Here is a 12932-nt window from a genome sequence, read left to right on the forward strand (position 1 = left end):
GTTCTTTAGATCTTACTGACCGCCGCCCAACTGGTGGACATAGGCAGATACGGCGCGAATCTGCGCCTCGGTCAGGCGGGTATCCCAGTTCGGCATGACACCAAAGCGGCTGTAAGTTACGGTTTCCGTCAGCATTTCTTCACTGCCACCGTAAAGCCAGATCGCGTCAGTCAGGTTCGGCGCACCCTGGAAGATATCGCCTGTGCCATCCTCGCCGTGGCAGGCCGCACAGTTGTCTTCGAAGACAACTTTACCTGCCTGCGCTGCCGCATCGTCGGTCTGGGCATTGCTCAGCGACATGACGTACTGGACCACCTGCGTGATTTCCTCATGTTCGAGGATTTCGCCAAATGCCGGCATCTCGGAATAGCGCGCATCGGCGCTTTCTTCGTTCCGGATACCGTAGCTGACGGTGTAAACGATATCGTCCAGCGTTCCGCCCCACAGCCAGGCATCATCCAACAGGTTCGGGAAACCCGGCGCACCCTGCGCACCCGAACCATGGCATTGTGCGCACCAGGTCCGGAACACCGCACCTCCCGAGTTCACGGCATATTGCTGCAGTTCTGCATCCTTGGCGATGTCTTCCAGCGAAGTTTCCACCAGCTTGGCGTTCCAGGGCGCGTTTGCCTCTTCGAAGGCAACCATGTCCTGCTGAACGTTTTCTCGGGTTGACCATCCCAGCACACCGGCTGTCGCGCCGTGGACCAAGGGCCAGGCCGGAAACATGATCGTATAGATCACGCCCCAGAAGATGGTGGCGTAGAAGGTCCATAGCCACCAGCGCGGCATAGGATTGTCGAATTCCTCAATCCCGTCCCAGCTGTGCCCGGTTGTATTTGGATCGCCCGGCTGTTTATCAGGTGTCTTGCTCATTGCCGCGCCTCCTTGGGTGTGGCGGGTTTGTCTTGATGCCGGAAGGGGATGTTGGCAGTGTCCTTGTATTCCTTGCTGGCACCGGGGCGGAAAACCCAGATCACGATGCCAACGAAGAAGGCAAACAACACAAGCAGCATCCAGCTATCCGCGAACTGTCGAAGAAGTGTGTATTCTTCCATCCCACCCTCCTGTTAACGGCTTGCATCCGGGGTAAAGGTCGAGAAATCGACCAGCGTACCCAGCATTTGCAGATAGGCGATCAGCGCGTCGGCTTCGGTCAGTTCAGGCTGACCATCGAAGTTGCGTACGTTGACCTTGTCACCGTACCGCTCCAGCAGACCGTCGTAGTCACTGTCCGGGTCGGCCTGCGCGCTGAAATCGGCAACCGCGTTTTCCAGCATCTCGTCGGTATAAGGGGTGCCGACAACCGCATTGGTCGCCATGATGTCACCGATATACTTGCCGTCGATCTTGCGATGTTCGAGGAAGCCGTATTTGGGCATCACCGATTCAGGCACCACAGACTGAGGGTCGCGCAGGTGGTCCATCTGCCACTGATCCGAATAGCGGCCACCGACACGCGCCAGATCAGGTCCGGTACGCTTTGATCCCCACTGGAACGGGTGGTCATACATCGATTCAGCCGCCAGCGAGTAGTGGCCATAACGTTCGACCTCGTCCCGCATTGGGCGGATCATCTGGCTGTGGCAGACATAGCAGCCTTCGCGGATGTAAATCTCACGCCCTGCCATTTCGAGAGGGGTGTAAGGGCGCATGCCCTCCACCTTCTCGATGGTGTTCTCAAGATAGAACAGCGGGGTGATCTGCACCAGGCCACCGATGGTCACGACCAGAAAGCTGAAGATCAGCAGGAGGGTCGCGTTGGTCTCGAGGATCTTATGTTTGTCGAGAATTGCCATTACTCCGGCCCTCCCTCTATTCAGCAGGGACCGCGACGGTCAGGCTGGCCTCTTTGGCCGGCGCTTTCCGCACAGTCATCCACAGGTTGTAGCACATGATCACGGCGCCAGCGACGAACAGAACGCCACCCAGAGCACGCACCACATACATCGGGAACTTGGCGGCCACGGTGTCAGCGAACGAGTTCACCAGGAAGCCATTTGCATCCACTTCACGCCACATCAGGCCTTCCATGATACCGGTGACCCACATCGACGCGGCATAAAGCACGATGCCGATCGTGGCGAGCCAGAAGTGCCAGCTGACCATCTGCAGCGAGTACAGACGCTCGCGCTTCCAAAGCACGGGCACCAGGAAGTACAGCGCGCCAAAGGTGATCATGCCGTTCCAGCCCAGCGCGCCCGAATGCACGTGACCAATGGTCCAGTCGGTGTAGTGGCTGAGGCTGTTCACAGCACGGATCGACATCATCGGACCTTCAAAGGTGGACATGCCGTAGAAGCCGACCGAGATGACCATCATGCGGATCACCGGATCGGTGCGCAGCTTGTCCCAGGCACCCGACAGCGTCATCAGACCGTTGATCATACCGCCCCAGGACGGCATCCACAGGATCACCGAGAACACCATACCCAGCGTCGACGCCCAGTCAGGCAGCGCAGTATAGTGAAGGTGGTGTGGACCGGCCCAGATATACAGGAAGATCAGCGCCCAGAAGTGGATGATCGACAGCTTGTACGAAAACACCGGACGCTCGGCCTGTTTCGGGATGAAATAGTACATCATGCCAAGGAAACCCGCAGTCAGGAAGAAGCCCACAGCGTTGTGGCCATACCACCACTGGATCATGGCATCCTGCACGCCTGACCAGACGATGACCGATTTCGAACCCCAGATGCTGACCGGGATGGTCATGTTGTTGACCAGATGCAGCATGGCAACGGTGACGATAAAGGCCAGGTAGAACCAGTTGGCCACATAGATGTGGGGTTCTTTCCGCTTGATGATCGTACCCAGGTAGACCGCCAGATAGGCGACCCAAACAATGGTCAGCCACAGATCGACATACCATTCAGGTTCGGCATATTCCTTGGACTGCGTTCCGCCCAGCACATAGCCGGTTGCGGCCAGAACGATGAACAGCTGGTAGCCCCAGAACACGAACCACGCGAGGTTGCCGCCCCAAAGCCGCGCTGCGCTGGTACGCTGAACCACATAGAACGAGGTTGCGATCAATGCGTTACCGCCAAAGGCAAAAATGACCGCCGAAGTGTGCAACGGACGCAGACGACCAAAATTCAGATAACCCTGCGCCCATTCGAAGTTCAGTACCGGAAACGCCAGCTGAAACGCGATAAACGTCCCGGCGAGGAACCCGATCACGCCCCAAAAGGCAGTTGCGATCACGCCATAGCGGATCACGCCATCCATGTATTCGCCCGAGCGGTCGATCTGAATATCTGGCTCGTCAGTGTTTCGAAGCGTCCAGATGAACAGGCCACCGGCGATGAGCATCACCAGCAGCGCATGTACCTGATACGCCAAATCGCGTGCATAATTGGTTCCGATCGCTGCAAACAGCGCGATCAGACCAAGCACGATCAGCTTGATGTAATTCGACATATTGCGTCCCTTTGCCATGCTCCGCGCGCTTTTGATTCTTATGACGCGCGAAACCCATTTGACTGGCTGCCGTTCTGAAGCACGGCCACCTTCATTGCTTTGATCTGTATCAAGACAGTCCAGCGTTTTCTATGACACGCATGGTAGTAGAAAAGGGCTAACAGGTCACATGAGACCAATTGCCCGAACCATGAGGTCAAAATGGCGTACAAATCTCTTCTCACAGTCATGACCGAAACGCAGACTGCACAGGCTGCTTTGGCGCAGATTGTGGCCCTGGCCGAGGCTCAGGATGCCCATGCCGAAGTCCTGTGTCTGGGCGTCGATCGCAGTCAGACAGGTTACTATTATGCGGGTGCCAATGCTTTGATCGTTCAGGAAACGCTGAACCGGGCCAATGCCGAGGCACAGGATTTGCTGGCCTTTGCCAATGACTATCTCGGCAAATCCGGCGTGCGTTGGTCCGCCGAACACGGCGTTGCACAAATTGCCGATATCGGGCGCCACGTCGCGCACCGGGCCCGGTTTTCCGACCTTGTGATCCTGCCACATCCGTATGGTGAAGGTCGGGGGGCCGAGGCCGAGCCCATTATCGAAGCGGCCATGTTCGAAGGACATTGCCCGGTTCTTGTGGTTCCCGACAGCAGTGCGCCGTTGAAAGCGCCGGGCAACATCATGATCGCCTGGAACGAAAGCGTCGAGGCCATGTGCGCCATCCGGCGGGCCCTGCCCTTCCTCAAACGGGCCGAGATCGTCCGTATTGTGGTTATTGACCCACCACAGCATGGGCCAGACCGGTCGGACCCGGGTGGGATGCTGTCCCAGATGCTGGCCCGTCATGGTGTCAAATGCGAGATCGATGTGCTCAGCAAGACCATGACCCGCGTCTCGGATATCCTTAATCGCCACGCGACGGATACCGAATCGGACATGATTGTGATGGGCGCTTATGGCCACTCCCGCTTTCGCGAAGCCATTCTGGGCGGGGCGACCCGGAACATGCTGGAACAATCCTCGGTTCCGGTGTTCTTGGCGCACTGACCTAAACAAGCAAAAAGCCGCCTCGACAGGCGGCTTTTTTCACCCCCGACGAATGAGGCCGATCAGGAACAACAGGATCACGGCCCCAATTGTTGCGAAAAGGATCGACGACAACAGGCCCCCGCCAACAGAAAATCCTAGCGCCGGAAAGATCATGCCCGACAGGAACGCACCGACGATGCCGACGATAATGTTGCCGATCAGGCCGAACCCACGGCCCTCCATGATCTTTCCCGACAGCCATCCGGCGATTGCGCCAATGAACAGCATTGCCAACAGACTGCTGAACCCCATGCCACACTCCTATGTTAGTTCGTGAACCGACCGGATGGTCGCGGTAAGCGAGTTCTGCCGAGCGAAAGACCGGTCAGACCAGAAACCCGCCATCGGAATCGTCGCCTGCTTCTTCCATGAGCCGGCCAAGATCGGGGATGGTCACGTGACGTTTGCCTTCCAGCAAGATCAAACCGTCCTTTTTCAGAGCTGAGATCTGGCGGCTGACCGTCTCAAGCGTAAGTCCCAGATAATCCGCCATGGCCTCTCGGGTCAGGGGCAGATCGAACACGATCGGTCCCGACAGGCCCTTTTGACCAATCGACGCATCCCGGCGGGCAATGATCGATATCAGGCTGGCGATTTTTTCGCGCGCTGTCTTGCGACCCAGAACCAGCATCCATTCACGGGCAGCATCAAGCTCGTCCAACGTCATCTGTAGCAGGCGATGCGCGATGTGTGGCGTTTCGTCCATCAGCTCTTCAAATGGTTTCTTGCGGAAACAGCACATCACGACATCCGTTGTCGCCTGCACATCGTAAGGCGCAATGTCGCGCCCCGGGCGACCGACGAAATCGCTGGGCAAGAGAAGACCAACCATCTGGGTGCGCCCGTCTTCCATCGTTTGTGTCAGCGACGCGATTCCCGCGACGACTGAACCGACAAAATTCATCTGGTCGCCCGACCAGATGATGGTCTGACCCGCTTCGAAACTGCGGTAATACTTAATGGCATCAAGCGCTTCCAGCTCGTCAGCGTCACAGCGGGCGCAGACCGCGCGATGTCGTATCGGGCAGTCTGCGCAATTTGAATGATCGAACTGTGCTTTTATTGTCATCTGCGTTTCCACTTGATCTCCGTCAAAGCACCTAAGTCGCCTGCCCCCTAAGGGTATCGTCATGATAGTGAAACCACAATTGGCAAAGCTTGGACTTTTTGACGCGAAAGTACCGCGTTACACAAGCTATCCCACAGCGCCCCATTTCAACAATGACGTGGGGGCGGACATGTTTGGCGACTGGATTTCGGGAATCGAGCCCGGCAGCGCCATATCCCTTTATATCCACGTCCCGTTCTGCCGCAGGCTGTGCTGGTTCTGCGCCTGCAGGACGCAAGGCACACAAACCGACAATCCGGTGATTGCATATGTGGATGTTCTAAAAGCCGAGCTGGACCTGCTGGCGGCGCGCCTGCCCGCGGATGTGGTGCTGTCGCGCCTGCACTGGGGCGGCGGTACGCCAACGTTGTTGAACGCCCAGCTGATGCGCGATCTGGCACAGCACATTCTGGGGATCATCCCCATGGGGCCGGACGCCGAGTTTTCGGTTGAAATCGATCCGAACGAGATTGACGAGGCGCGTCTGGATGCGCTGGCAGAGGCAGGCATGAACCGCGCCTCGATTGGAGTGCAGGATTTCGACGATGAAATCCAGAAAACCATTGGCCGCATTCAAAGCTACGATACAACGCGCGACGCGATCGACATGATCCGCGCACGTGGCATTGCCAGCCTGAACGCGGATATCCTTTACGGGCTGCCCCATCAGACCAAGGCCCGGATGACGGAAAGCGTGCAGAAGCTTTTGTCGCTCAGCCCGGACCGCGTGGCGCTTTATGGGTACGCCCATGTGCCGTGGATGGCCAAACGGCAGCAGCTGATCCCGTCGGACGCACTGCCAACGCCCGAACAACGGCTGGAACTGTTCGACACCGCCCGCCGCCTGTTCCTGTGGGACAACTACGCCGAGATCGGCATCGACCATTTTGCCACGCAGGATGACGGGCTGACTCAGGCCCTGCGCGCGGGTCGTCTGAAGCGGAACTTCCAGGGTTATACCGACGATCAGGCCGATGTGTTGATCGGTGTCGGGGCCAGCTCGATCTCGCGCTTTCCACAAGGCTATGCGCAGAATGCCCCGGCCACATCCGCCCATACAAAAGCCATCCGCAACGGGCAGTTTTCGACATCCCGCGGGCACCTGTTCAAAGGTCAGGATATTCTGCGCGCCCGTCTGATCGAAGCGCTGATGTGCGATTTCCGGATCGATTCGGCTGAAATCCTGCGCGATCACGATATCTCGGCCGCAGCGCTGAATGAGATGTATCGTGCCGCCAACGCCTCATTCGACGGGCTGCTGCAAATCAGCGAGGAAGGGCTGTTCATCCCCCCCGAGGCGAGGGCGCTGACCCGGATGGTTGCCCGCAGCTTCGACGCATACGACCTCAGCAAAGCCGGGCACAGCTCGGCGATCTGACCTTTTTTTCGGGCAACATTCAGCCCGTTGAGTACAAAACACATCGGGGGCTTGACGCACGCCTGCGGTTTTTTCCACACTCAAGCTGTGGGGTGATGTTTCGCCCTGCGGCCTGAGGCGGGCAAATTACAGACAGTCCTAGCTGACGCGACTGCGTCGGACGGCCCTTTTCGTGCAGCCATTCTGCAACCTGAAAGAGGGACAACACTCATGCGCGTATTCACCGTCCTCGGGCCCAGCCAGTCGGGCAAATCTACCCTGGTCGAGGCCATCAGCCGCCTCGACGGGCGCCCGACCACATTCGATGTTTCCGGAACCGTGCACTTGCACGGTTTTTCTTACCTGGACGAGCCCTGGTGCGCGATCGACGTGGATGGGGGTGGCGATTCCCTCGCGTATGTCGGCCCAGCCATGGCGATCTCGGATGCTGCCGTTATCGTGGTACCGCCCGATCCAAATGCCGCCGTGCTGTGTGCGCCGTATCTTCGGCTGGTGGAAGAGGCAGGCATTCCCTGTTTTCTTTTCATCAACCGCATGGACAACCCCAATGGCCGCATCCGCGACATCATCGCGGCGCTGCAAACCTACTGCACGCACCACATCGCCCTGCGTCAGGTTCCGATCCGCGAGGGCGACACGATCATCGGCGCGGTCGATCTGATCTCGGAACGGGCGTGGAAGTATCAGGAGGGCCAGCCGTCGGCCCTGATAGAGCTGCCCAAATCTGTCGAGGATCGCGAGCAGGAAGCCCGGACCGAGTTGCTTGAGACACTTTCCGATTTCGATGACCACCTGCTGGAACAGTTGATTGAAGACAAACAGCCCCCAAGCGATGAGGTTTATGAGCTGGCCGCGCAGGTTTTGCAGAATCATCAGTTGATCCCAGCCTGTCTGGGCGCCGCAAGCCACGGCAACGGGCTGACGCGCCTGATGAAAGCGCTGCGTCATGAGGCCCCCGAGTTTGATATCGCCGCCGGACGAGACGAGGCCGCCGAAAACGCCCGTGCCATCGCGGGCTTTGCGGATGTCAAAAAGCATATCGGAAAGATCATCGTTCTGCGCGGCCTTGGGGACGGGGTAAAAGCCCATGAGGCGTTGGGCGGTGAAACGGTCGGCAACCTGACAACACTGGACGCCAAGACCCAGATCGCCGCGCTGGAGGCCGGGCAGATCGGACTGGCGGTCAAATCCGATCACCTCAACCCCGGATACATTTATGACAGTTCCTCTGCGACAGAGTTGCCGGAATGGGCGTCTTCTCATCCGGTTGCGCATCGTCAAGTCGTCTCGCCCGCGCATGAGCGGGACGATGTGCGCCTGTCAAACGCCCTGAGCCGTCTGGCCGAAATCGATCCGGGCCTGCATCTGCAACAGGATGAGATGAGCGGCCATTCGATTCTGGGCTCGCAAGGTCCGCAACATATGCGCCGCGTGACCGCCAAGCTGGCAGAGGATTTCGGGATCGAGATCGAGGCGGAACAGGTGGAAACCGCCTATCGCGAAACCATCCGCGCAACGGTTGAGCATCGCCATCGCCATCGCAAGCAATCCGGCGGCGCGGGGCAATTCGCGGATGTGGTAATATCGGTCGCGCCATTGCCGCGCGGATCGGGGTTCCAGTTCGATGAGGTGGTCAAGGGCGGTGCCGTTCCCAAGAACTACATCCCGTCTGTGGAACACGGAGCCAAGGACGCATTGGAACAAGGCCCCGAAGGCTTTCCCGTAGTTGATGTCAAAGTGACCCTGAGCGATGGCAAACACCACAATGTGGACAGTTCGGATTATGCCTTCCGGACCGCAGGCAAGAACGCCGTGCGCGAGGCATTGCCGCAAGCCAAACCTGTGGTCCTGCAACCGATCCTGAGCGCCGAGATACACTTACCCTCGGCCTTTGTGGGCGATCTCGTACCAACGATCAGCACCCTTCAGGGGCAGGTTCTGGGATTTGAGGGCAACCCGAATGCAACGGGCTGGGAGATATTCAACGCCCAGTTGCCCGCCGTTGCCGAGGACGAGCTGCACCGCACCCTTGCCAGTGCCACACGTGGAACTGGGTGGGTCAAGCTGAGCTTTGATCACTATGAAGAACTGCGCGGGCCTGTGCCCCAGTCATCGGCGCGAGAAAAAGCCAGCGCCTGACTCACGACACCGGGCGGGCTGTTCTCAGCCCGCCGCTGCGATCAATTCGCGGGTATAGTCGGTCTGGGCGTTTTCGAACAAATCCTCTGCCGCGCCCATTTCGACCACATCGCCGTTTCGCATGACGATCACGTTGTGCGACATGGCACGGACCACTTTCAGGTCATGGCTGATGAACAGATAGGCCAGCCCGTATTTCTGTTGCAGATTGCGAAGCAGATCGACGATCTGAACCTGAACGGTCATATCCAGCGCACTGGTCGGCTCGTCCAGAACCAGCAGTTTGGGACGCAGAACCATCGCGCGCGCAATGGCGATGCGCTGACGCTGACCGCCAGAAAACTCGTGCGGGTATCGATCCATCGTCGCCGGATCAAGCCCCACTTCGGTCATCACCTCGGCCACAAGTTCGCGTGGCGCGCGGTCCGGGTCGACTTTGTGAATGGCCAGACCTTCCGCAATGATCTGCTGGCAGGTCATCCGCGGGCTGAGGCTGCCAAACGGGTCCTGAAACACGATCTGCATGTCCTTGCGCAACCGGCGCAGTTCCCGCGTGGACCATTTGCGCACGTCCTGATCGCGAAAGGTGATGCCACCCTCGGACGCGATCAGCCGCATCATGGCCAGCGCCAGCGTGGTCTTGCCTGACCCGCTTTCGCCAACAATCCCCAACGTCTCACCCGCGCGCACGCTAAGGGTCGCGTCGTTCACCGCTTTCACATATCCAACCGTTCGCTTCAGAAACCCGCGCTGGATCGGAAACCAGACCTTAAGGTGGTCGGTGCGTGCGACCTCTTCCGCATCTGAGGCAACGGGTTCAGGCCGACCCGACGGCTCCGCCGCCAGAAGTTTGCGGGTATAGGGGTGCTGCGGGTTTTCGAATATCTCGGCCGTCACGCCGGTTTCGACAATCTCGCCGTCTTTCATCACACAGACCCGGTCGGCGATGCGGCGCACGATGCCCAGATCATGGGTGATAAACAGCATCCCCATGTTTTCCGATTTCTGCAATTCAGCCAGCAGTTCGAGGATCTGCGCCTGAATGGTCACATCCAGAGCCGTTGTCGGCTCATCCGCGATCAGGATGTCCGGTTTGTTGGCAAGGGCCATTGCGATCATCACCCGTTGCCGCTGACCGCCCGACAACTGATGCGGATAGCTGTCCAGCCGGTCTTGAGGATCGCGGATACCGACCTTGGTCAGCAACTCGACAATCCTGTCCCGCGCCACATCGCCCGCCACACCCTGATGCAGGGCCAGCGATTCAGCCATCTGTTTCTGGATCGTGTGCAACGGGTTCAGCGAGGTCATCGGCTCCTGAAAGATAAAGCTGATGTCGTTGCCCCGCACATCCATCAGACGCTGTTCCGAGGCGCCAATCATCTCTTGCCCGTCATAGGTGACCGAGCCGTCGACCAACGCGCTGTCGCCCAGCAGGGAAACGGTCGATAACGCCGTCACGGATTTTCCTGATCCGGATTCGCCCACCAGCGCGACGGTTTCACCCCGGTCCACAGTGAAGGACACGCCTTTGACCGCCGCGTTGACCTGCCCATCCTGACGGAACGAGACCTTGAGGTTTTTCACATCCAGCAAGCTCATGAGAAGGTCTTTCTGGGATCAAACGCATCGCGAACGCCTTCGAAGATGAAGACCAGCAGCGACAGCATAATGGCAAAGGTGAAGAAGGCGGTGAAGGCCAGCCACGGGGCCTGAAGGTTCTGCTTGGCCTGCAAGGTCAGCTCTCCCAGCGAGGGGGCCGAGGACGGCAGACCAAAGCCCAGATAATCCAGCGAAGCCAGCCCGCCGATGGTTCCGGTGACGATGAACGGCATGAAGGTCAGCGTGGCCACCATCGCATTGGGCAGCATATGACGGAACATGATCGTCATGTTGCCAACACCCAGCGCCCGCGCGGCGCGCACATATTCAAGGTTCCGCGCCCGCAGGAACTCGGCGCGCACCACGCCAACCAGCCCGGTCCAACTGAACAGGATCATCAGCGCGACCAGCAACCAGAAACTTCGCCCCAGCACCGCAAACATGATGATGATGACGTAAAGCGACGGGGTTGCGGACCAGATTTCGATGATCCGCTGAAAGATCAGGTCCAGCCACCCACCAAAGAACCCTTGTATGGCCCCGGCGAAAATCCCGATCAGGCTTGCCGCGCCCGTCACAAGCAGCGTGAACAGGATCGACAAACGAAAGCCGTAAATCACGCGGGCCAGCACGTCGCGCTTGGTATCATCGGTACCCAGCAGATTCTGGCCGTTGGGCGGCAGGGGCGCCGCGCCGGGGCGGTCCACCGAGGTATTGAAGGAATAGGGGATCAACGGCCAGAGCGACCAGCCGCGTTCAAAACCCTCAGCCTGGAACGTTCCGGCGTCGATCTGTTCGATGATGCCTTCGGGATCATCGAAACAGTCTTCCAATCCACCGCTGTCGATCAGGCACTGAACTTCGGGGTCTCGATAGATCGCTTCGGTCTGGAAATCGCCGCCAAATTCGGTTTCGGCGTAGAAGTTGAAGATCGGCGTAAAGTACTCTCCCCGATATTTCACAAGGATGGGTTTGTCGTTGGCGATAAACTCGGCAAAGAGCGACAGGCCAAACAGGATCGAGAAGATGATCAGCGACCAGAAGGCCCGTCTGTTGCGGCGGAAGTTGCTCCAGCGGCGCTGGTTCAGCGGGGACAAAGCCATTTACCCCTCCCGCTTTTCGAAATCGATGCGCGGGTCGACCAGCACATACATCAGGTCGCTGATGATGCCGACGACCAGCCCCATCAGACCGAAGATGAACAGCGTGCCGAAGATCACCGGATAATCGCGCGCAACGGCAGCCTCGAACCCTAATCGGCCCAGACCATCCAGCGAAAAGATCGTCTCGATAATGATCGACCCCCCGAAGAACACACCGATGAACACGGCCGGGAACCCTGCGATCACGATCAGCATCGCGTTTCGGAAGACATGATTATAGAGCACCTTGCGCTCGCTCAACCCTTTGGCGCGGGCAGTCATGACGTACTGTTTCTTGATCTCGTCCAGAAACGAGTTCTTGGTCAGCAAGGTCAGCGTCGCAAAGGCCGAGATCGTCAACGCAATCGTCGGCAGCGCTATGTGCCAGAAATAATCCGTGATCTTGCCAAAGAAACTCAGGCTGTCCCAATTGTCCGACGTCAGACCGCGCAGCGGGAAGATTTGCCAATATGATCCGCCAGCGAAGAGCACCAGCAGCAGGATCGCAAACAAAAAGCCCGGAATGGCATAGGCCACAATAATCGCCCCGCTTGTCCAGGTATCGAATTGCGATCCATCCTTGACCGCCTTTCGAATACCCAGCGGGATCGAGACCAGATAGGCAATCAGGGTCGACCACAGCCCCAGCGAGATCGAGACCGGCATCTTTTCAAGCACCAGATCGATCACGCTGATCGAGCGGAAATAACTCTCGCCAAAATCAAACGTCAGATAGTTGCCCATCATATTCAGGAACCGTTCCAGCGGGGGCTTGTCGAAGCCGAATTCTTTTTCCAGCTCGGCAATAAACTCGGGCGGAAGGCCGCGTGCGCCGACATATTTGTCGTCGAAGACACCGCCCGCCGGTTCGGAACCCGCTCCGGCGTCGCCCCCCCCGGCAAACCCGGCGAATACGTCACCTTGACCTTCGATTTGCGCGATGATCTGTTCGACCGGCCCACCAGGTACGAACTGGACCAGCGTGAAGTTGACGATCATGATACCCAGAAGAGTCGGAATGATCAGCAATAAGCGTCTTAGAATATAGGCGCCCATG

The 12932-nt window shown here is 58.4% G+C and carries 12 protein-coding genes; 3 read left to right on the forward strand and 9 right to left on the reverse strand.

Features of this window, described 5'->3' with window-relative positions:
- Positions 1-12: 12 nt before the first annotated feature.
- The 4 genes from ccoP to ccoN are packed head-to-tail and all read right to left on the reverse strand — an operon-like array spanning position 13 to position 3423.
- Positions 13-876 (reverse strand): cytochrome-c oxidase, cbb3-type subunit III, encoded by an 864-nt coding sequence (ccoP, locus tag ACR0NZ_RS18405; protein ID WP_480474078.1) that lies wholly within the window; start codon positions 874-876, stop codon positions 13-15.
- Complete coding sequence (locus ACR0NZ_RS18410; protein ID WP_209507756.1) at positions 873-1058, reverse strand: cbb3-type cytochrome c oxidase subunit 3; 186 nt, start codon at positions 1056-1058, stop codon at positions 873-875. The genes ccoP and ACR0NZ_RS18410 overlap by 4 nt, the downstream gene beginning before the upstream one ends.
- Before the next feature lie 12 nt (positions 1059-1070).
- Positions 1071-1799: a cytochrome-c oxidase, cbb3-type subunit II gene (ccoO, locus tag ACR0NZ_RS18415; protein ID WP_480474079.1), complete on the reverse strand. Its 729-nt coding sequence runs from the start codon at positions 1797-1799 to the stop codon at positions 1071-1073.
- Between the two features lie 16 nt (positions 1800-1815).
- On the reverse strand, positions 1816-3423 hold the full coding sequence (gene ccoN, locus ACR0NZ_RS18420) for a cytochrome-c oxidase, cbb3-type subunit I (protein WP_480520922.1): 1608 nt from the start codon (positions 3421-3423) through the stop codon (positions 1816-1818).
- Between the two features lie 201 nt (positions 3424-3624).
- Here ccoN and ACR0NZ_RS18425 point away from each other — a divergent pair, with 201 nt between their 5' ends.
- Positions 3625-4464, forward strand: a complete 840-nt coding sequence (locus tag ACR0NZ_RS18425; RefSeq protein ID WP_480520924.1) for a universal stress protein — start codon at positions 3625-3627, stop codon at positions 4462-4464.
- Positions 4465-4503: 39 nt separating this feature from the next.
- Here ACR0NZ_RS18425 and ACR0NZ_RS18430 read toward each other — a convergent pair whose 3' ends face one another.
- Together ACR0NZ_RS18430 and fnrL are read right to left on the reverse strand one after the other, a co-directional pair.
- Positions 4504-4758, reverse strand: a complete 255-nt coding sequence (locus ACR0NZ_RS18430; protein WP_209507747.1) for a GlsB/YeaQ/YmgE family stress response membrane protein — start codon at positions 4756-4758, stop codon at positions 4504-4506.
- Positions 4759-4831: 73 nt separating this feature from the next.
- Positions 4832-5575: a transcriptional regulator FnrL gene (gene fnrL, locus ACR0NZ_RS18435; protein WP_480520926.1), complete on the reverse strand. Its 744-nt coding sequence runs from the start codon at positions 5573-5575 to the stop codon at positions 4832-4834.
- 61 nt (positions 5576-5636) lie between these two features.
- Between fnrL and hemN the strand changes: the two genes are divergently transcribed.
- Both hemN and ACR0NZ_RS18445 read left to right on the forward strand, forming a co-directional pair.
- Positions 5637-6992 (forward strand): oxygen-independent coproporphyrinogen III oxidase, encoded by a 1356-nt coding sequence (gene hemN / locus ACR0NZ_RS18440; protein ID WP_480520928.1) that lies wholly within the window; start codon positions 5637-5639, stop codon positions 6990-6992.
- A 210-nt stretch (positions 6993-7202) separates the two neighbouring features.
- Entirely contained in the window at positions 7203-9131 is a 1929-nt protein-coding gene (locus tag ACR0NZ_RS18445; RefSeq protein WP_480474084.1) for an elongation factor G, read from the forward strand.
- A gap of 24 nt (positions 9132-9155) precedes the next feature.
- Here ACR0NZ_RS18445 and ACR0NZ_RS18450 read toward each other — a convergent pair whose 3' ends face one another.
- Genes ACR0NZ_RS18450 through ACR0NZ_RS18460 form a run of 3 tightly spaced genes read right to left on the reverse strand, consistent with a single transcriptional unit; the run spans position 9156 to position 12931 of the window.
- Complete coding sequence (locus tag ACR0NZ_RS18450; protein WP_480474085.1) at positions 9156-10733, reverse strand: ABC transporter ATP-binding protein; 1578 nt, start codon at positions 10731-10733, stop codon at positions 9156-9158.
- Complete coding sequence (locus ACR0NZ_RS18455) at positions 10730-11836, reverse strand: ABC transporter permease (RefSeq protein WP_480520930.1); 1107 nt, start codon at positions 11834-11836, stop codon at positions 10730-10732. Before ACR0NZ_RS18455 ends, ACR0NZ_RS18450 begins: the two co-directional genes overlap by 4 nt.
- Positions 11837-12931, reverse strand: a complete 1095-nt coding sequence (locus tag ACR0NZ_RS18460; protein ID WP_480495962.1) for a microcin C ABC transporter permease YejB — start codon at positions 12929-12931, stop codon at positions 11837-11839.
- Position 12932 lies beyond the last annotated feature (1 nt).

It is taken from the genome of Ruegeria sp. AE3 (genome assembly GCF_056542225.1).